Source organism: Pseudomonas sp. HLS-6, assembly GCF_002753995.1.
Lineage (GTDB): Bacteria > Pseudomonadota > Gammaproteobacteria > Pseudomonadales > Pseudomonadaceae > Aquipseudomonas > Aquipseudomonas defluvii.
Genome location: NZ_CP024478.1, coordinates 4,827,808 through 4,847,207, shown reverse-complemented (window position 1 = coordinate 4,847,207; position 19,400 = coordinate 4,827,808). Strand labels below are relative to the sequence as shown.

Annotated in this window: 14 protein-coding genes and 1 pseudogene; 11 read left to right on the top strand and 4 right to left on the bottom strand. The window is 60.7% G+C overall.

Going from position 1 to position 19,400, the window contains the following annotated elements; translation table 11 throughout:
* The first annotated feature begins 249 nt into the window (after positions 1-249).
* From CS390_RS22810 to CS390_RS22785, 6 genes are all read left to right on the top strand, one after another.
* A complete protein-coding gene (locus tag CS390_RS22810; protein ID WP_065760210.1) occupies positions 250-1,227 on the top strand; it encodes a dipeptidase in 978 nt (325 codons plus the stop codon).
* A gap of 76 nt (positions 1,228-1,303) precedes the next feature.
* Positions 1,304-1,834, top strand: a complete 531-nt coding sequence (locus CS390_RS22805) for a DUF5943 domain-containing protein (RefSeq protein ID WP_065760209.1) — start codon at positions 1,304-1,306, stop codon at positions 1,832-1,834.
* Positions 1,835-1,849: 15 nt separating this feature from the next.
* Positions 1,850-3,910 (top strand): dimethylglycine demethylation protein DgcA, encoded by a 2,061-nt coding sequence (gene dgcA, locus CS390_RS22800; RefSeq protein ID WP_099776079.1) that lies wholly within the window; start codon positions 1,850-1,852, stop codon positions 3,908-3,910.
* Between the two features lie 173 nt (positions 3,911-4,083).
* On the top strand, positions 4,084-6,033 hold the full coding sequence (dgcB, locus tag CS390_RS22795) for a dimethylglycine demethylation protein DgcB (RefSeq protein WP_099776077.1): 1,950 nt from the start codon (positions 4,084-4,086) through the stop codon (positions 6,031-6,033).
* Positions 6,033-7,253 (top strand): electron transfer flavoprotein subunit alpha/FixB family protein, encoded by a 1,221-nt coding sequence (locus CS390_RS22790; protein ID WP_065760206.1) that lies wholly within the window; start codon positions 6,033-6,035, stop codon positions 7,251-7,253. Before dgcB ends, CS390_RS22790 begins: the two co-directional genes overlap by 1 nt.
* 14 nt (positions 7,254-7,267) lie before the next feature.
* On the top strand, positions 7,268-8,038 hold the full coding sequence (locus tag CS390_RS22785; protein ID WP_065760205.1) for an electron transfer flavoprotein subunit beta: 771 nt from the start codon (positions 7,268-7,270) through the stop codon (positions 8,036-8,038).
* A 699-nt stretch (positions 8,039-8,737) separates the two neighbouring features.
* Here the strand turns inward: CS390_RS22785 and gbcA are convergent.
* A complete protein-coding gene (gene gbcA, locus CS390_RS22780; protein WP_065760204.1) occupies positions 8,738-10,030 on the bottom strand; it encodes a glycine-betaine demethylase subunit GbcA in 1,293 nt (430 codons plus the stop codon).
* Positions 10,031-10,310: 280 nt separating this feature from the next.
* Here gbcA and gbcB point away from each other — a divergent pair, with 280 nt between their 5' ends.
* Together gbcB and CS390_RS22765 are read left to right on the top strand one after the other, a co-directional pair.
* Positions 10,311-11,411, top strand: coding sequence for a glycine-betaine demethylase subunit GbcB (gene gbcB / locus CS390_RS22770; RefSeq protein ID WP_099776075.1), 1,101 nt, complete (start codon positions 10,311-10,313; stop codon positions 11,409-11,411).
* Positions 11,412-11,594: 183 nt separating this feature from the next.
* On the top strand, positions 11,595-13,505 hold the full coding sequence (locus tag CS390_RS22765; protein WP_099776073.1) for an NAD(P)/FAD-dependent oxidoreductase: 1,911 nt from the start codon (positions 11,595-11,597) through the stop codon (positions 13,503-13,505).
* Here CS390_RS22765 and CS390_RS25775 read toward each other — a convergent pair.
* Entirely contained in the window at positions 13,495-14,358 is an 864-nt protein-coding gene (locus CS390_RS25775; protein WP_371917198.1) for a methyl-accepting chemotaxis protein, read from the bottom strand. The genes CS390_RS22765 and CS390_RS25775 overlap by 11 nt on opposite strands.
* Positions 14,350-15,105: pseudogene (locus CS390_RS25770) on the bottom strand (MCP four helix bundle domain-containing protein); the annotation flags it as partial. The pseudogene CS390_RS25770 and the gene CS390_RS25775, both read right to left, overlap by 9 nt.
* Positions 15,106-15,396: 291 nt before the next feature.
* On the opposite strand from CS390_RS25770, the gene CS390_RS22755 reads away from it, so the two are divergent.
* The 3 genes from CS390_RS22755 to CS390_RS22745 all read left to right on the top strand — a co-directional run bounded on the left by CS390_RS22755 (position 15,397) and on the right by CS390_RS22745 (position 18,088).
* A complete protein-coding gene (locus CS390_RS22755; RefSeq protein WP_065760200.1) occupies positions 15,397-15,627 on the top strand; it encodes a hypothetical protein in 231 nt (76 codons plus the stop codon).
* Positions 15,624-15,926, top strand: a complete 303-nt coding sequence (locus CS390_RS22750; RefSeq protein ID WP_065760199.1) for a cell division protein ZapA — start codon at positions 15,624-15,626, stop codon at positions 15,924-15,926. Before CS390_RS22755 ends, CS390_RS22750 begins: the two co-directional genes overlap by 4 nt.
* A 227-nt stretch (positions 15,927-16,153) precedes the next feature.
* Entirely contained in the window at positions 16,154-18,088 is a 1,935-nt protein-coding gene (locus tag CS390_RS22745) for a methyl-accepting chemotaxis protein (protein WP_099776069.1), read from the top strand.
* Positions 18,089-18,100: 12 nt separating this feature from the next.
* Here the strand turns inward: CS390_RS22745 and CS390_RS22740 are convergent, their stop codons facing one another.
* A complete protein-coding gene (locus CS390_RS22740) occupies positions 18,101-19,141 on the bottom strand; it encodes a low specificity L-threonine aldolase (protein WP_065760197.1) in 1,041 nt (346 codons plus the stop codon).
* Positions 19,142-19,400: the final 259 nt, after the last annotated feature.

Below are 19,400 nucleotides of genomic sequence, written 5' to 3'. Positions count from 1 at the left end.
GACATCCCCCAAGCCGGTGTTTGGAACAGAAGTGCCGATTCTCGCTCAGCCGCGAGACAAATAACAGCGCCGCAGGCGCCCATTACAGCCATCAGGGCAGGGCCGCGAAGGGGCGCTTTGTCGCCCTTTGACGCTTTCGGCAATACCCCTGTCGTTTTTGCACCGAGGCCCTTCCGGCCCCAGGCATATGCTGGCCCCAAAGCGCCGGCAGACGATTCGGCGCAGGCATCGAGAAAAGGGGACCGCCTGATGAGCCCAGCCGAATTACACGCAGACAGCATCGTTATCGACGGGCTGATCATTGCCAAATGGAACCGCGAGCTGTTCGAGGACATGCGCAAAGGTGGCCTGACCGCTGCCAACTGCACCGTGTCGGTGTGGGAGGGTTTCCAGGCGACCGTCAACAACATTGCTGCCAGCCAGAAGCTGATCCGCGAAAACAGCGACCTGGTGATTCCGGTGAAGACCACCGCCGACATTCGTCGGGCCAAGGAACAGGGCAAGACCGGGATCATCTTCGGTTTCCAGAACGCCCATGCCTTTGAAGACCAGTTGGGCTATGTCGAGGTGTTCAAGCAGCTCGGCGTCGGTGTGGTGCAGATGTGCTACAACACCCAGAACCTGGTCGGTACCGGCTGCTATGAGCGTGACGGCGGGCTGTCGGGCTTCGGCCGCGAAGTGGTGGCCGAGATGAACCGCGTCGGCATCATGTGTGACCTCTCTCACGTGGGCTCCAAGACCAGTGAGGAAGTCATCCTCGAATCGAAAAAACCGGTGTGCTACTCCCACTGCTTGCCGTCCGGCCTGAAGCAGCACCCGCGCAACAAATCCGATGAAGAACTGAAATTCATCGCCGACCATGGCGGCTTTGTCGGCGTGACCATGTTCGCGCCGTTCCTGGCCAAAGGCATTGACTCGACCATCGACGACTACGCCGAGGCCATCGAGTACACCATGAACATCGTCGGCGAAGACGCGATCGGTATCGGTACCGATTTCACCCAGGGCCACGGCCAGGAGTTCTTCGAGTGGCTGACCCATGACAAGGGCTACGCCCGCCGCCTGACCAACTTCGGCAAGATCGTCAACCCGCTGGGCATTCGTACCGTAGGCGAGTTCCCCAACCTTACTGAGACGCTGCTCAAGCGCGGCCACAGTGAACGCGTGGTGCGCAAGATCATGGGCGAAAACTGGGTCAACGTGCTGCGCGATGTGTGGGGCGAGTAAGCCTCCAAACCAAGTCTCTCTAACCCCTGCCAGCTGAGCAGGGGCTGCCAACCAAATTTTCTGGAGTTGAGTTTCCATGGCCAAGATCGCCCCGCAATTGCCTATCGAAGTCGACAGCGAGACCGGTGTCTGGACCTCCGACGCCCTGCCGATGCTGTACGTGCCGCGGCATTTCTTCGTCAACAACCACATGGGCATCGAGGAAGTGCTCGGCGCTGACGCCTATGCCGAGATCCTCTACAAGGCCGGTTACAAGTCCGCCTGGCACTGGTGTGAAAAGGAAGCCGAGTGCCATGGCCTGGAAGGTGTCGCAGTGTTTGAGCACTACATGAAGCGCCTGTCCCAGCGCGGCTGGGGCCTGTTCAAGATCCAGGACATCGACCTGGAAAAAGGCACCGCCAGCGTCAAGCTGGAGCACTCTGCCTTCGTTTATGTGTACGGCAAGGTCGGGCGCAAGGTCGACTACATGTTCACCGGCTGGTTTGCCGGTGCCATGGACCAGATCCTGGCAGCGCGTGGCAGTTCGATCCGTACCGTGGCCGAGCAGGTCTACGGTGGTTCGGAAGAAGGCCACGACGACGGCCTGTTCATCGTCAAGCCGCTGTAAGTCGAGGATCCCGCCATGGCTTTCGAAGCAATGTTCCAGCCGATCCAGATCGGCAAACTGACCATCCGTAACCGCGTACTCAGCACCGCGCACGCCGAGGTTTATGCCACCGACGGCGGCATGACCACCGAACGCTACGTGAAGTACTACGAAGAGAAAGCCAAGGGCGGTATCGGCCTGGCCATTTGTGGGGGCTCCTCGGTGGTGGCCATCGACAGCCCGCAGGGCTGGTGGAAATCGGTCAACCTGGCCACCGACCGGATCATCCCGCATTTCCAGAACCTGGCCGATGCCATGCACAAGCATGGCGCCAAGATCATGATCCAGATTACCCACATGGGCCGTCGCTCGCGCTGGGACGGTGAACACTGGCCAACTCTGATGTCGCCGTCGGGTATCCGTGAGCCGGTACACCGTGCTACCTGCAAGACCATCGAGCCGGAAGAAATCTGGCGGGTGATCGGCAACTATGCCCAGGCCGCGCGCCGGGCTAAAGAAGGTGGCCTGGACGGCGTTGAGCTGTCGGCAGTGCACCAGCACATGATCGACCAGTTCTGGAGCCCACGGGTCAACAAGCGTACCGACGAATGGGGCGGTACATTCGAGAAGCGCATGCGTTTCGGCCTGGAAGTGCTCAAGGCTGTGCGGGCTGAAGTCGGCCCGGACTTCTGCGTCGGCATGCGTATCTGCGGGGATGAGTTCCACCCCGATGGCCTCAGCCATGAAGACATGAAGGAAATCGCCAAGTACTACGATGCCACCGGCATGGTCGATTTCTTTGGTGTGATCGGCTCCGGGTGTGACACCCACAACACCCTGGCCAACGTGATTCCGAACATGAGCTATCCGCCAGAGCCGTTCCTGCACCTGGCGGCGGGTATCAAGGAAGTGGTCAAGGTTCCGGTGCTGCACGCACAGAACATCAAGGACCCGAACCAGGCCACACGCATTCTGGAAGGTGGCTATGTCGACATGGTCGGCATGACCCGTGCGCACATCGCCGACCCGCACCTGATCGCCAAGATCAAGATGGGCCAGGTTGACCAGATCAAGCAATGCGTCGGTGCCAACTACTGCATCGACCGCCAGTACCAAGGCCTGGATGTGCTGTGCATCCAGAACGCCGCGACCTCCCGTGAATACATGGGCGTGCCGCACATCATCGAGAAGTCCACCGGGCCGAAACGCAAGGTGGTAGTGGTTGGTGCAGGCCCCGCCGGGATGGAGGCTGCTCGCGTGGCTGCCGAACGTGGCCATGACGTTACCCTGTTCGAGAAAAAGGACGCCATTGGCGGGCAGATCACGACGGCGTCCAAGGCACCGCAACGTGACCAGATCGCCGGTATCACCCGCTGGTACCAACTGGAGCTGGCGCGGTTGAAGGTTGACCTGCGCTTGGGCACCGCCGCCGACGCGGCGAGCATCCTCGACCTGCGCCCCGATGTGGTCGTGCTGGCCGTGGGCGGGCATCCGTTCCTGGAGCAGAACGAACACTGGGGCGCTGCCGAAGGGCTGGTGGTCAGCAGTTGGGACGTGCTGGACGGCAAGGTTGCGCCGGGCAAGAACGTGCTGGTGTACGACACTATCTGTGAATTCACCGGGATGTCGGTGGCCGACTTCATCGCCGACAAGGGCAGCCAGGTCGAGATCGTCACCGACGACATCAAGCCGGGTGTGGCCATTGGCGGTACGTCGTTCCCGACCTACTACCGCAGCATGTACCCGAAAGAAGTGATCATGACCGGCGACCTCATGCTGGAAAAGGTCTACCGCGAGGGCGACAAGCTGGTGGCGGTGCTGGAGAACGAATACACCGGTGCCAAGGAAGAGCGGGTGGTCGACCAGGTGGTGATCGAGAACGGCGTGCGTCCGGACGAAGCACTCTACTACGCACTGAAGGAAGGCTCGCGCAACAAGGGTCAGATCGACATCGAAGCCCTGTTCGCGATCCAGCCGCAGCCGATTCTCAGCCAGCCGGGCGAAGGTTACCTGCTCTATCGCATCGGTGACTGTGTCGCTCAGCGCAACACGCACGCAGCAATCTACGACGCCTTGCGCCTGTGCAAGGACTTCTGATCGCTCAGTCGGCACACATCGGCCCTAGTGGGAGCGGGCAAGCTCGCGAAAGCGCCAGCACGAACAACACCGTTGTCTGATCTGACGCATTCGCGGGCACGCCCGCTCCCACAGGGCCGGTGCAGGATTCCAAGGGCCTGAACCCCTTGCAACCGCTGTTGTGGGAGCCTCCCATGTTGAACACCCTTCTACCCATCCTGCTGTTCGCTGCCATTGGCCTGGCGGTGCTCGGCGCCTTGCGCCGGGTGCGCATGTGGCGGCGTGGCCGCCCGTCCAAGGTCGACCTGCTCGGCGGATTGCTGGCCATGCCGCGCCGCTACATGGTCGATCTGCACCATGTGGTCGCGCGTGACAAGTACATGGCCAACACCCACGTGGCGACTGCGGGCGGCTTTGTGCTGGCGGCGGTGCTGGCGATCCTGGTGCACGGTTTTGGCTTGCATAACCGCATTCTCGGCTATGCCTTGCTGCTGGCCACGGTGCTGATGTTTGGCGGTGCGCTGTTCGTCTACAAGCGCCGCCTGAACCCGCCTGCGCGGTTGTCCAAAGGCCCGTGGATGCGCCTGCCGAAAAGCCTGCTGGTGTTCGCTGCAAGCTTCTTCCTCGCCACCTTGCCGGTGGCCGGCATTCTGCCGGAGGGCTTTGGCGGCTGGTTGCTGGTGGCCTTGCTCGGTGTTGGTGTGCTCTGGGGTGTGTCCGAGCTGTTTTTCGGCATGACCTGGGGCGGGCCAATGAAACACGCCTTCGCCGGTGCCCTGCACCTGGCCTGGCACCGCCGTGCCGAGCGTTTCGGTGGCGGTCGCTCCACCGGGCTCAAACCGCTGGACCTGGAGGACCGCAACGCGCCATTGGGCGTAGAAAAGCCCAAGGATTTCACCTGGAACCAACTGCTGGGTTTTGACGCCTGCGTGCAGTGCGGCAAGTGTGAAGCGGCCTGCCCGGCGTTTGCCGCGGGCCAGCCGCTGAACCCGAAGAAACTGATTCAGGACATGGTCGTCGGCCTGGCCGGTGGTACCGATGCGAAGTTCGCCGGCAGCCCCTATCCGGGCAAGCCGATTGGTGAGCACGGCGGCAACCCGCATCAACCGATCGTCAATGGTCTGGTCGATGCCGAAACTCTTTGGTCGTGCACCACCTGCCGCGCCTGCGTGGAAGAGTGCCCGATGATGATCGAGCACGTCGATGCCATCGTCGACATGCGCCGGCACCTGACACTGGAGAAAGGCGCGACCCCGAACAAGGGCGCCGAAGTGCTGGAAAACCTGATCGCCACCGACAACCCGGGGGGCTTTGCACCGGGTGGGCGGATGAACTGGGCCGCCGACCTGAACCTTGAGGTGCTGGCCGAGAAGAAAACTGCAGACGTGCTGTTCTGGGTCGGTGACGGCGCCTTCGACATGCGCAATCAGCGCACCCTGCGTGCGTTCGTCAAAGTGCTCAAGGCGGCCGCCGTGGACTTCGCCGTGCTGGGCCTGGAAGAGCGTGACAGCGGTGACGTGGCCCGTCGCCTGGGCGACGAGGCGACGTTCCAGGCGTTGGCCAAGCGCAACATTCAGACCCTGGGCAAATACAGCTTCAAGCGTATCGTCACCTGCGATCCGCACAGCTTCCACGTGCTGAAGAACGAATACGCGGCCTTTGGCGGCGAGTACCTGGTACAGCATCACAGCACCTACATTGCCGAGCTGATTGGCGCCGGTGCGCTCAATCTCGGCCAGCACAAGGGCAGCAGTGTCACCTATCACGACCCGTGCTACCTGGGCCGCTACAACGGCGAGTACGAGGCGCCGCGTGAGGTTTTGCGTGCGCTGGGTATCGAGGTCAAGGAAATGCAGCGTTCGGGCTTCCGGTCCCGTTGCTGTGGCGGTGGCGGCGGTGCGCCGATCACCGACATCCCGGGCAAGCAGCGTATTCCCGACATGCGTATGGAAGATATCCGCGAAACCGGTGCCGAGTTGGTGGCGGTAGGTTGTCCACAATGCACGGCCATGCTCGAAGGGGTGGTTGAGCCACGCCCATTGATCAAGGACCTGGCAGAACTGGTCGCCGATGCCTTGCTTGAAGACGAAGTGCCTGTGAATAAGTCGGCAGCCGCCAAACGTAGCGCTGCGGAGGTGCATTGATGAGCGACATTATTCGCCGCGACCCTCGCGCTGAGTGGATCGCCCGCAACCGCCTGCACCCGTTGCATGCGGCCATGCAGACACAACAAACGACGTGGATGGGCCCGAACGGCCTGATCCGCAAGAACCCTCATGCTGTCGGTTTCATTGGCCCTAACGGCATCAAGCGAATCGACCGCAGTGGCGCCCAGCAGGGCAGCAGCAACAAGCGCAGTGCAGCGGTCGAGGTGCAGCTGCCGCTGCATCAACTGGCCGCGCCTGCCTTCTACATTGCCGTGGTGCCGGACATGGTCGGTGGTCGCCTGAGCAGTCACGACCGCGACCTGTTGGGGCTCGCCCGTGGCTTGGCTGGCAGTGACGGTGCGGTACTGGCGGTGCTGTTTGGCGAGCACAAGGAAAGCAAATTCGACACGGCCGGTGTTGACCGCCTGTTGGTGATCGAAGGTGATGCCTTTGACGGTTATGCACCGGAGCAACGGGTCCAGGGCCTGCGCGCTGTGGATAACCAGTTCAACCCACGCCACTGGCTGCTGCCTGACAGCCGCACCGGTGGCGCTGAGTTGGGGCGGCGCTTTGCTGCAGCATTGGGCGAGCGGCCGGCAACCCGCGTCTGGCAAGTCAAGGATGGCCTGTGCAGCGGCCGTGCGGGGGCGGGCCAGCAAGACCTGATTCGTGACCTGCCGCGGCTGATTCTGGCCTCGGCCGAATGCGCCGAGCCGGTCAGTGAAACCCGCCACGAAGTGCTGCCGGTGACCTTATCCACAGCCGTGGTCCGTAGCCTGGCACGCATTGAAGACCTCGGCCCGGTGGCCGTCGACCCGGCGGCGATTGCCATGGCCGAGGCCGAGTTCATCGTCTCTGGCGGCAATGGCGTCAAGGACTGGGACCTGTTCCACCGCGCTACCGTTGCGCTGGGCGCCACCGAAGGCGCTTCGCGGGTGGCGGTGGACGATGGCTTCATGCCGCGTAACCGTCAGGTCGGCGCGACCGGTACCTGGGTCACGGCGCGGGTCTACCTGGCTGTGGGTATCTCGGGGGCGATCCAGCACCTGCAGGGCATTGGGGCCTGCGACAAGGTGGTGGCGGTCAACCTCGACCCGGGTTGCGACATGATCAAACGGGCCGATCTCTCGGTGATCGGCGACAGCGCAGCGATCCTCAAGGCGCTGATTGCCGCTGTGGATAACTACCGCAACGAAGCCAAGCGCGATGCCGCGTAGAGCAGGGGATAGCTATGAACACTAAGGTCATCAGCCTGGTTTCGATTGGCGCCCACCCGACCTCGGGTCGGGCCCGGCGTGCTGAACAGGATGCCCGTGCAGTCGAATTGGGCTTGCAACTGGCTGGGGATAACTTGCAGGTGCTGCATGCCGGCGACCCGCAGGAGCCGGCACTGCGCAGCTACCTGGGCATGGGGCTGGCGCAACTGGACGTACTCGAACAACCGGCTGGCAGCGATGCGCTCGTTGTCCTGGGGGACTACCTGCGCGATGCCGGAGCACAACTGGTACTGACCGGTAGCCAGGCAGAAACCGGCGAAGGCTCGGGCATGCTGCCGTTCCTCCTGGCCGAGCGCCTGGGCTGGCCGCTGGTGGTGGGGCTGGCTGAGGTGGAATCTATCCACAACGGCGTTGCACAGGTGCTGCAGGCCCTGCCGCGTGGCCAGCGGCGCCGGCTGAAGGTGCGCCTGCCGATGTTGGCCACTGTGGATAACGCTGCGCCCAAACCACGCCAGAGCGCGTTTGGCCCGGCGCGGCGCGGGGTATTGGCGGCACGCCATGTGGCGATCGTTGAAGACACGTTACTCACCGGCGCAGAACTGCAGCCCGCCAAGCCGCGTCCCAAGCGCCTGAAAGTGATCAAGGCCAAGAGTGGTGCCGACCGCATGAAAGCCGCTACCGCCAAGGCCAGCGGCGGCGGTGGCCAGGTACTCAAGGACCTCACTCCGCAAGCGGGTGCCGAGGCCATTCTGAAGCTGTTGATCGAAGAAGGTGTGCTGCGCTGACAGTTGCTCACAAAGTCTGTTGGCGGTTCTGTGGATAAAGTGTTTGCCTATGACTACAGGCCACGTATTACGTGGCCTGTAGTCGTTTGATCAGATTTTGACCAGTCGTACCTGGGGTTTTTCCAGCCGTTCCCCCTGTGAATGAAGCACCGTTCGCACGCATATTGCCCACAATCCTTGTTGGCGCTTCTGTGGATAATCTGTTCGCCCATGGCTACAGGCCACGGAATACAAGGCGTTCAAGGATTTGATCAAAAAACATACAAACACACCAAAAAGCACTGGCGATGATCGGGAAAACGCCGATAAATCGGGGCCTTGCGGGTTTATCCACATGGCTTTTTCAGCTTTGCACAGTTGCGCACAAAGTCTGTTGGCTGCTCTGTGGGTAAGGTGTTCGCCTTCTTCTGCAGGCCACGGTTTTAGAGGTGTTCAGAGGTTTGGTCAAAAAGTGATCAATAGGGGGTTGGGTCATTGAACTGGCCGCAGGCTCAGTTTTCCACAGGGGTTGCCCACATTAACTGTGGGTTGCCTTGTGGATAAAGTGTTCGCGAAGTGTCGCAGGCCCTGTGTTTGTTGGGCAACGCGCTGTTTGGTTAGATTTTGTACAGGCAGGATGGCATGGCGCCTGGATCACCGGCAAGGCGCCTACCGAGGTGTAGGAAACGCGCTTGCCGGCGATGGGGGAGGGGGCGACGCTTACTGTGCGGCTACACCCTTGAGGTAGGGGGCCGGTGCGGCACCGAGGTTGTTCAGCATGCGCTCGCTGTACCAGTCGATGAAGTTGACCACGCCAAACTCATAGGTCTTGGAGTACGGCCCTGGTTGGTAGGCCGTAGAGTTGATGCCACGCTGGTTTTCTTCGGCCAGGCGACGGTCCTGGTCGTTGGTGGCGTCCCACACTTCACGCATGCGCTGCGGGTCATAGTCGACGCCTTCGACGGCGTCCTTGTGTACCAGCCATTTGGTGGTGACCATGGTTTCCTGTGCACTGATCGGCCATACCGTGAAGACGATCATGTGGTCGCCCATGCAGTGGTTCCAGGAGTGCGGCAGGTGCAGGATGCGCATCGAGCCCAGGTCCGGGTTTTTGATGCGACCCATCAGTTTCTGGCAGCCTTGCTTGCCGTCCATGGTCATCGATACGGTGCCTTTGAGCAGCGGCATGCGCACAATACGGTTACGCAGGCCGAAGCTGGCGTGGGCATACGGGATCTGCTCGGCATCCCAGGCTGCGGCAGAGGCGGCAACGTGGTCCTTGAAGGCCTGGTCGGCGCGTGGATCGGTGACGTCGTCCCATTCCAGGAGCGTTTTGAGCAGTTCAGGGTGCGAACCGTTGCAGTGGTAGCACTCGCGGTTGTTTTCCAGCACCAGCTTCCAGTTGGCCTTTTCCATCAAGGTGGTTTGCACCGCCACCTTGGTGTTCTCCATGTCGTAAGGCTCCATGTAATGGGCCAGGGTGGAGAGGAAGTCGTCGATGGCCGGTGGGTGCTCCGCCAGGCTGACGAAGATGTAGCCGCCGGCGGTTTTCACATGCACAGGCTTCAGGCCGTATTGCTTCATGTCGAAGTCGGCACCCATTTCGGTACCGGCGAACAGCAGGCGACCGTCCAGCTCGTACGTCCACTGGTGGTAAGGGCACACCAGTTTGGCCACTTTGCCTTTGTCGCTGGTGCACAGGCGCGAGCCACGGTGGCGGCAGACGTTATGGAAGGCATGTACCTGACCTTCGGCACCCCGTACTACCATGATCGGGTTCTTGCCGATCTCCAGGGTGAGGAAGTTGCCCTTGGCCGGGATTTCACACGTCATGCCGGCGATCAGCCATTCCTTGTGGAAGATCTCCTGCATGTCGATCTGGAACAGGCGCTCGTCGTTGTAGAACGGTTGGGGCAGCGAGAAGGTCCGCTCGCGGTTCTGCAGCATGTCGGCAGTTGCCTTGCGTGCAGGTTCCAGTGGATCGCCCAGGCTCAGGGTTGCGGTGACGTCCATCGTGTAGGTCCTCATGGCCAAGCGTGTGGCCGGTGGAAGTGGCTAATCGTTGTTATGGCGACGCAAGGCTGAAGCAGCATTCTTTGAGGTGGAGTGTGCGTTCGCCGCCGACATGAACCATATCCCTGGACGACATGGTCGAATCCGTTTCCGACGCGCCAGCCCTTGTCGGTGGGGGCTGGTCGCGATAAGCACGTCAATGTCGCGGATAGGAATGTGCGCCGGTTGCAGCTTGAGCAGAATCACTACCATCAGGCCACAGTCGGCCGTGGAGATGAGCATGTCCAATCCCTTTCTCAATCCGGTGACTACCCAGACCTGGGCCAACGGCCGCCATATCGTCCGTTGCGTCAAGGTGATCCAGGAAACCTGGGATGTGCGCACCTTTTGTTTCATGGCCGACCAGCCGATCATGTTCTTCTTCAAGCCCGGGCAATTCGTCACCCTGGAGCTGGAAATCGAAGGGCAGCCGATCATGCGCTCCTACACCATTTCCAGCTCGCCCTCGGTGCCCTACAGCTTTTCCGTGACCATCAAGCGGGTGCCGGGCGGCAAAGTGTCGAACTGGCTGCACGACACCCTGCACGAAGGTCAGGAGCTGGCGGTGCATGGGCCGGTCGGCTTGTTCAATGCAATTGATTTCCCCAGCCCCAAAGTGCTCTACCTCAGCGGTGGCGTGGGCATCACCCCGGTAATGTCGATGGCCCGCTGGTTCTACGACACCAACGGCAATGTCGACATGGTGTTTGTCCACAGCGCCCGTTCGCCGAAAGACATCATCTACCACCGCGAACTGGAGCAGATGGCCTCGCGGATCGACAACTTCAGCCTGCATATCATTTGCGAGAAGCACGGCCTGGGCGAACCTTGGGCGGGTTACCGGGGTTACCTGAACCACAAACTGCTGGAACTGATCGCCCCGGACTTCATGGAGCGGGAGATCTTCTGCTGCGGCCCGACCCCTTACATGAACGCGGTCAAGCGCTTGCTCGAAGCCAGCGGCTACGACATGCGTCGTTACCACGAGGAGTCATTTGGCGCGACCCCGGCCGAGGTCAAGGCCGATGCCGTGGAACACGCCGAACAGGCCGCCGAAGCGGCCGAGGTGGACAACGCCGACCTGCATCAGGTGGAGTTCACCGCCACGGGCAAGAGCATTCGTGTCGCGCCCGGCGAGACGGTTCATGCGGCGGCGGCCAAGCTCGGCCTGATGATCCCCAAGGCCTGCGGCATGGGCATCTGCGGTACCTGCAAGGTGCTCAAGCTGGGCGGCGAAGTGGAGATGGAGCACAACGGCGGTATCACCGATGATGACGTGGCCGAGGGTTACATTCTGTCGTGCTGCAGTGTGCCGAAGGGGGATGTACGTATCGAGTATTAAATAGCTGCCCTGTTTGAACATTGTTCAGGCAGGGCATTTATTGTGTGGGTGAAGTCAACTATCAGTTTTGACAGTCTAGTTGTGTAGATGCTGATCTCGAATCAGTATTTCGTTGTGGTAGTGGGCGTGTGATTTAGTTCAGCAGGCTTTTGTTGAAAGATCACTGTTGAGGAGTCGCCCGCTATGTCTGCAATTCCCTCGCGTACCCGCAGAACACAATCAAAACGCCTTCAGGCAAACGAAGTGCGTGCCTTGATCCCGGATTTTCCCTTCGACTACGGTGAGTACCTGGCACAGGCCGGCCAACAGCCACTGGGCAGTATTGCCCCGAGCCACTATGGCAAGCAGGTACTGGTGGTGGGGGCCGGCATTGCCGGGCTGACAGCCGCCTACGAGGCGCTGCGCATGGGCCTGCACCCGGTGGTGGTAGACGCCAGTGGTCGCGTGGGTGGGCGCCTCTATTCGAAAGTGGTGGGCACGGAAAACAACGAGAGTAGTGTGATCTGTGAGTTGGGCGCCATGCGTTTTCCGCTGTCGGGGAAGGCGCTTTATCATTATTTCGAAAAAGTGGGCATGGCCGACAACAGTACCGAATTTCCCAACCCGGGTACTGTGGCTGCAGTCAGTACGGTGGTCGATTATCAGGGCGAGAAGGTTTACTACGAAGAAGGTACAAACAACTTCCCGAGGCCTCCAGCGTATACGAACTTAGAAGATAAGTTTTTCGATGTTTTTCTGCAGCAAGAGCCTATTCGCTTTGGCGAAATGGAACAGGCAATGTCTACGGGTACGATCAATCAGAGCCTGATCAAGTCGATCTGGAATACTGTTTTGGAAAATGGCTGGGATAACCTCAGTTTCCACGCGGCCATGGTCGAGCAAGCCAAATGGACCCCCGAGGAGATCAACCTGTTTGGCCAGATCGGTTTCGGTACGGGCGGGTGGAACACCGACTACCCCAACAGTTTTCTGGAAGTATTGCGGGTGTTGTACACCGGGCTCGATACCAATCATCGGCTCATGTATGACGGTGCTTCGACGTTACCGACACGGCTATGGAACACCTCGCCAAGCACCTTTGGTGATGCGATGGTGCATTGGGCCGCAGGCACTACGGTTGAGGGCCGTTCTAAAGCCGTGTTCGCCAACCCGTTGCAACAGGAGGTACGGCATATCGTCCGCCAGGCGGATGATCAGTTTCGGGTTTACTTCCATGACCTGGTTACCGGGCAGGAACAGTCCCTGGAGTTTTCCAGCGTTATCTATACACCCCATGTGCGTATCCTCGACAAATTGCGCTACATGGGCGGCCCACAGTTGTTCGCGGATATGAACACGTTGCTGAGCAAAGCCCAGTGGGAAGCGGTGATGTATACCCACTACATGCAGTCGGCGAAGATCTTTGCGGGTACCCAGGAAGCGTTCTGGAAGACGCGTGGCGAAGACGGTAAACAGTTGATGAGTATTACCTTGTCCGACCGGCTGACCCGTGGCACCTACCTGGTGGACTATGGCCAGAGCACCGGTACCTACAAGGGCAGTGGGATGTTCCTCTCGTACACCTGGAACGATGACAGCCTGAAATTTCTGGGTGACCTCGCTGCACCGGTGTCTGGGCATGTCGAGCTGTGCACGACACTACTGGATGTGGTGTATCCGGGGTTGAACGTGGCATCCAGGTTTGCCACGCAGGACCCTTTCGTCGAGTTGAACTGGGAAGATCAGCCGCACTTTCTCGGTGCCTTCAAGATGAACCTGCCAGGGCAGTACGAGTATCAGCGCCTGTTGTTCAGCCAGTTCATGCAGGGTGTCGGTGGTGCCAACCCCTATGGCTTTATCCTCGCCGGGGATGATGTGTCGTGGACTGGCGGTTGGGCGGAGGGCGCGGTGACCACCGCCTTGAATGCGGTGGACAAGTTGGCGGCCAAGTACGGAGGGAGTAGCGCCAACGGCCCCATTAGCCAATGGGAAGCGCTCAAGCCCATTGAGCTTACCGCCGGGCCGAAGCTTACCGCCGAGCCCAGGAAAACACCGCCTCATGAGTCCGCCCCTCACAACCGCGGCAGACTCATGAAGGAGCAGGTTAAACGCTGAAACGGGCGACCAGGCTGTTCAGGTCGACTGCCAGGCGTGACAGTTCGGCACTGGCTGCGCTGGTCTGGTGGGCTCCGGTGGCCGACTGCACCGACAGGTCATTGATGTTGACCAGGTTGCGGTCGACCTCGCGGGCCACCTGCGCCTGTTCTTCGGCGGCGCTGGCGATCACCAGGTTGCGTTCGTTGATCTGCGCCACGGCACCGGTGATGGTGTCCAGGGCCAGGCCTGCACCACGGGCGATGTTCAGGGTCGACTCGGCGCGCTCGGTGCTGTTGCGCATCGAGTTGACCGCTTGCTCGGTACCGCCCTGAATGCTGCCGATCATGCGTTCGATTTCGCTGGTCGACTGCTGGGTGCGGTGCGCCAGGGCGCGCACTTCGTCTGCAACCACGGCAAAGCCACGGCCAGCCTCGCCGGCCCGCGCGGCCTCGATGGCGGCGTTCAGGGCCAGCAGGTTGGTCTGGTCGGCCAGGCCACGAATCACGTCCAACACTTTGCCGATGTCTCGTGATTCCTCTGCCAGGTTGCTGACCAACTCGGCAGTGCCTTGTACATCAGCGCTCATGCGCTCGATGGCACTGACGGTCTCCATCACCAGATCACGGCCATCGCCGGCCGAGCGGGTGGCGTCCTTCGAGGCTTCCGAGGTGCTGACGGCGTTGCGCGCCACTTCTTCCACCGCGCTGGTCATCTCGGTGACTGCCGTGGCCGCTTGCTCGATTTCGTTGTTCTGCTGTTGCAGGCCACGGGCGCTTTCTTCGGTGACGCTGTTCAGTTCTTCGGCTGCCGACGCCAGTTGGTTCGCTGAGCCGGAGATCTGGTGCAGTGTGTCACGCAGTTTGTTCTGCATCTTGGCCATGGCTTGCAGCAGGCGCGCGGCCTCATCCCGGCCTTGGGTCTGGATCGGTCGGGTCAGGTTGCCTTCGGCGATCTGTTCGGCGGCGTGCAGTGCATCGTTGATCGGTTTGACGATGCTTCGGGTCAGCAGCAAGGCGCAGACGAAGGTCAGTACGGTCGCGACCACCAGCAGCGCGATGACCAGGGTGAATGCCGTGGAGTACTGTTCGGCGGCCACCTGGTTAGTGTTACGGGTTTGCTCTGTGTTGATCTTTACCAGATTTTCCATGAGCGTGTTGATCTGCTCGGAGTTGTCCAGCAACTCGCGGTTCAGCAGGGTGCGCAGTTCGTCCAGCTGGCCGGACTGGGCGTGGTTCTTCATGCGCGCTTCCAGTTGACGGTACTGGCTCAGTAACTGCACGTACTGATTGTAGGTTGCGCGTTCGTTCTGATCGGCGATCAGCGGCTCGTAGGTTTTACGCACCTCATCAATCTGCGCGTTGCGCTTGTCCATCAGTGCCAGCGTGTCGCGTAGCTCTGCGGGCTCGCGGTTAACCAGCAAGCGATAAGCCAGGCTGCGCAGGCGCAGGGTGAGTTGGTTGAGCTCGCCCAGGTTCTTGATGCTGGGGATGCTGTTTTGCTCAATGACCACACCTGCCTGGCGGATCACACTCATCTGGTTGAGCGCGAAAATACCGAGCGCCAGCATCAGCGCACCGATCAAGGCAAAACCCAGCAGTGCGCGCGGCGCGATGTTCATATTGCGTAGGGACATGGTCGTTATCCGAAGGAGAAAGGGCACGCGATCCATGCGACGCATTTTGACGTACTGTGCCTATCGGTCGAATCGGACAAGACTTGAGGCACTTCGGCCGAAAGTAGCGGTTGTGAATGAAATTTCATCTGGGCAATGGTGGGGTTGCCAGGGAACCGAGTTGTCCAATGTGTGTCAATCAACATCAAAGCGGGGCCTCTGGCCCAATATCCCTGGCGAGTGCGGTGAGTTTTCTTTATCGTGTGCGCCCCCTGCAAAAACCCCCGAGAAGGCATTATGTTGGAAACTTCCCTGAGTCAATTGGAACAACTGGTCAACGACCTGGTACAGAAGAATCAGGAACTGGCTGAGCGCACTGCCAAGCTGGAAGCCGAACTGGTTCATGCCAAGGATGAAAACGACAGCCTGCAACTGAGCCTGCTGGAGCAGGAAGAGAAGCAGGGCGCTACGGCCGCGCGTATCCAGGCGCTGGTTGAGCGTGCCGGTGGTGGCGCAGTCAACGCATGAAAACGACCGCGCAGTCGATCAATGTTATCTCGATCCTGGGCACCGATTATTCGATCAAGGCACCTGAAGGCGAAGAGCAGACCTTGCTCAAGGCGGTGCAAATGCTCAAGGCTTCGTTGGGTGACACCAAACGCAAGTACCCAGCCCTGATTGGCGACAAGCTGTTGGTGCTGGCGGCGCTGAACCTGTGCTCGCAGCAGATCGAACTGCAGCACAAGCATCAGGAAGCCCTCGACCGTTATCAAGAGCAAGTCAACGCCACGGTCGACGTCATCGCCCGGACTATCGGCAACAACTGATCGCCCATTCCTCCGACGTACTGCGCGCCTGAGCGCGCCGGCTTTGCCGGCGCTGGGCGCGTAGTGACCTGCAACGCGTTCTAGCCCCCGTCCTGAGCCCTCTACATAAGCAAAACCGACACCTGCTCGGTTGGGTATTGTCTCGCGCTAATGGAATAATTGGATACCAAAGTGTATACAGTTGACCTGCCTGTTGCAGTACAGGGTCATTTGCTCGGGGGAATTCCATGCAGTTCTGGCGGCGCAGTATTCAGTGGAAGTTGATTGCAAGCATGGGTGCGGCCTTGTTGGCGAGCATTCTGGTGGTGGTCGCGATCTATACGCTGGCGGTTAACCGGCTGACGGAGCGTTATCTGGTCGAGACGGCACTGCCAGCGAGCATCGAGGCGATTCGTAACGACATCGAGCGGATGCTCGGACAGCCGCTGACGGCGGCGGACATCGCCAGTAATACCTTGCTGCGTGACTGGCTGGCCGAGGGCGAGGACGCCAGCCAACGTGCGCACTTTACCGAGTACCTGGATGCACTGCGCCAGCGCAACAACGCGTTCACGGCACTGTTTGCCTCTACGGTCTCCAATCATTACTACAACGAGAAGGGCCTGGACCGTACCCTGCGTCGCGACAACCCGGCCGATAGCTGGTTCTTCCGCTTCATCGACAGTGGTGATGAACGGATGCTCAACATTGACGTCGATGGCAGCTCCGGTGAAGTGGCGTTGTTTATCGACTACCGGGTAGAGAAGGACGGCAAACTGGTTGGCATTGCCGGGCTGGGCCTGCGTTTGCATGAGCTGTCCGAGTTGATCCACAACTTCAGTTTCGGGGCGCGAGGACGGGTGTTCCTGGTGCGTGGCGATGGCTTGATCCAGGTGCATCCACAGGCCGAGTTCAGCGGTAAACGCCAACTCAGTGAGCAGTTGGGTGAAGCGGCGGCGAAAACCGCCTTGGTGCGGCAGGAGCGGGTGGTCAGTACGCGTTTTCAGCGTGATGGCGAAACCTTCCTGGCACTTAGCCTGCCGCTGCGCGACCTGAACTGGACGCTGGTGGCGGAAGTGCCCGAGTCGCAAATTTATGCCCAGGTGCATGAGACGGTCTGGTTGACCAGCCTGATTGGCCTGGCCGTGGCGCTGTTGTCATTGCTGCTGGTGGTCTGGCTGGCGCGTGGTCTGGTCAAGCCGATCCGCCAGGTAACCGCTGCACTGGTGGCAATCGGCAGTGGCGGTGGCGACCTCAGCCGTCGGCTGGATGAGGGCCGTAGCGATGAGTTGGGTGATCTGGCGCGTGGCTTCAACCGCTTTATCGACAGCCAGCGAGAACTGATCGGCCAGGTGTTGGGCACCACTGAGCGTTTGCACCGTGCGGTGGAACAGGTGACTCAGGTGGTGGACAACACTGCTGATCGCTCTGTGCGGCAGCAGGAAATGACCGAAACGGTTGCCACTGCGGTACATGAGATGGGCTTGACCGTGCAGGACATTGCGCAAAATGCCGGTAATGCGGCCCAGGCATCGCAGGCTGCCCGCAATGAAGCCGAACACGCCCGTGAGGTGGTGCAGCGCTCGATTAGCCAGATTGAAGGCATGTCCAACGACATCGGCTCGGCCGCCGGTGCGGTTGGCGAGTTGGCTGCAGAAGTCGCCTCGATCGACGAGGTATTGGCGGTGATCCGCAGTATTTCCGAACAGACTAACCTGTTGGCGCTGAATGCGGCCATCGAAGCGGCGCGGGCCGGGGAAATGGGTCGTGGTTTCGCCGTGGTGGCCGATGAAGTGCGCACATTGGCCCAGCGTACCCAGGTGTCTACGGGTGAAATCCAGCAGATGATTCAACGGCTCAAGCAGGGCACGGGCAATGCCGTGGCCTCAATGCAGGCCGGGCAGGTGGCAACCGGTGCCGGTGTGGCGTCGAGCCAGCGCACTGGGGCATCGCTGGGGACCATTACGGATCAGGTGGAGCATATCAGCGACATGAACCACCAGGTCGCCACGGCGACTGAGCAGCAGTCGGCAGTGACCGAGGAGATCAACCGCACGGTGCAGGGTATCTCAGACCTGGCCCGGCAAACCGCCGCAGAAGTGCGCGGCTGCCGGGACGAGTGTCAGGCCCTGCGCGAGCTGGCTGACGACCTGGCGCGGCAGATGGGCGGGTTTCGCCTGTAGTCGCTGATGGTGTCAGGCGCTCATCACGGCGCGGATATCTGCCGCCAGTTCGCGTACCCGGGCTTCTTCGGTGTCCCAGGAGCACATGAACCGGGCGCCGCCGCTGCCGATGAAGGTGTAAAAACGCCAGCCCTTGTTGCGCAATGCTTCCAGGGCGGGTTCCGACATCTGCAGGAATACGCCGTTGGCCTCCACCGGGAACATCAGTTCTACGCCGGGGATGTCCGCGACCAGCGAGCTGAGCAATTGTGCGCAGTGGTTGGCATGGGCGGCGTGGCGCAGCCAGGCGCCGTCCTCCAGCAGGCCGACCCAGGGTGCGGAGAGGAAGCGCATTTTCGACGCCAGTTGCCCGGCCTGCTTGCAACGGTAGTCGAAGTCCTCGGCCAGTTTACGGTTGAAGAACAGGATCGCCTCACCCACCGCCATGCCGTTTTTGGTGCCGCCAAAGCACAGCACGTCGATACCGGCCTTCCAGGTCAGCTCGGCCGGCGTGCAGCCGAGGAAGGCGCAGGCGTTGCTGAAACGAGCACCGTCCATGTGCAGGTTCAGGCCCAGTTCCTTGCAGGTGGCGCTGATCGCCTTGAGTTCATCCGGGCGGTAGACGCTGCCCACCTCGGTAGCCTGGGTGATGGTCACTACCCGGGGTTTGGGGTAGTGGATGTCCTGGCGCTTGAGCGCGACTTCGCGGATCGAGGCCGGGGTCAGCTTGCCGCCTTCGCTGCGGGCGGTCAGCAGCTTGGAACCGTTGGAGAAAAACTCCGGTGCGCCGCATTCGTCGGTTTCGACGTGGGCGGTCTCCGAGCAGATCACGCTGTGGTAGCTCTGGCACAACGACGACAGCGCCAGCGAGTTGGCGGCAGTGCCGTTGAAGGCAAAGAACACTTCGCAGTCGGTTTCAAACAGCTTGCGAAAGTGATCGGCTGCCCGTGCGGTCCATTGGTCGTCGCCATAGGCACGTTCGTGGCCGTGGTTGGCTTTTTCCATGGCGGCCCAGGCTTCGGGGCAGATACCGGAATAGTTGTCGCTGGCGAATTGTTGGCTTTGATCGGTCATGGTTCTGTCCTGAAAACGACGCAGGCAAGCACTCTAAACCAAGATTCGGTGAAGTGTCTGCTGCTGTATAGCCAGCAGCCCTGCAAGCGATGGGGCCATCTGCTGTAAGGTTTTTCGCGGGTTTTATCCTGCCTGTCGGGCTGACGCTTACGAGGTTATGTCGTAAACGCACCTTTGCGTGGCGCCCATAGGCATCTGGGCTGTCTGCGTCGGTCATACCATCGAATCCAAAGGGCGCTGTCCATGTCATGCCGCCCAC

Excerpts from the sequence above, each read along its gene's own strand:
- CS390_RS22810 (WP_065760210.1), top strand. The coding sequence starts at position 250 with ATGAGCCCAGCCGAATTACACGCAGACAGCATCGTTATCGACGGGCTG.
- CS390_RS22805 (WP_065760209.1), top strand. The coding sequence starts at position 1,304 with ATGGCCAAGATCGCCCCGCAATTGCCTATCGAAGTCGACAGCGAGACC.
- dgcA (WP_099776079.1), top strand. The coding sequence starts at position 1,850 with ATGGCTTTCGAAGCAATGTTCCAGCCGATCCAGATCGGCAAACTGACC.
- dgcB (WP_099776077.1), top strand. The coding sequence starts at position 4,084 with ATGTTGAACACCCTTCTACCCATCCTGCTGTTCGCTGCCATTGGCCTG.
- CS390_RS22790 (WP_065760206.1), top strand. The coding sequence starts at position 6,033 with ATGAGCGACATTATTCGCCGCGACCCTCGCGCTGAGTGGATCGCCCGC.
- CS390_RS22785 (WP_065760205.1), top strand. The coding sequence starts at position 7,268 with ATGAACACTAAGGTCATCAGCCTGGTTTCGATTGGCGCCCACCCGACC.
- gbcA (WP_065760204.1), bottom strand. The coding sequence starts at position 10,030 with ATGGACGTCACCGCAACCCTGAGCCTGGGCGATCCACTGGAACCTGCA.
- gbcB (WP_099776075.1), top strand. The coding sequence starts at position 10,311 with ATGTCCAATCCCTTTCTCAATCCGGTGACTACCCAGACCTGGGCCAAC.
- CS390_RS22765 (WP_099776073.1), top strand. The coding sequence starts at position 11,595 with ATGTCTGCAATTCCCTCGCGTACCCGCAGAACACAATCAAAACGCCTT.
- CS390_RS25775 (WP_371917198.1), bottom strand. The coding sequence starts at position 14,358 with ATGCAGAACAAACTGCGTGACACACTGCACCAGATCTCCGGCTCAGCG.
- CS390_RS22755 (WP_065760200.1), top strand. The coding sequence starts at position 15,397 with ATGTTGGAAACTTCCCTGAGTCAATTGGAACAACTGGTCAACGACCTG.
- CS390_RS22750 (WP_065760199.1), top strand. The coding sequence starts at position 15,624 with ATGAAAACGACCGCGCAGTCGATCAATGTTATCTCGATCCTGGGCACC.
- CS390_RS22745 (WP_099776069.1), top strand. The coding sequence starts at position 16,154 with ATGCAGTTCTGGCGGCGCAGTATTCAGTGGAAGTTGATTGCAAGCATG.
- CS390_RS22740 (WP_065760197.1), bottom strand. The coding sequence starts at position 19,141 with ATGACCGATCAAAGCCAACAATTCGCCAGCGACAACTATTCCGGTATC.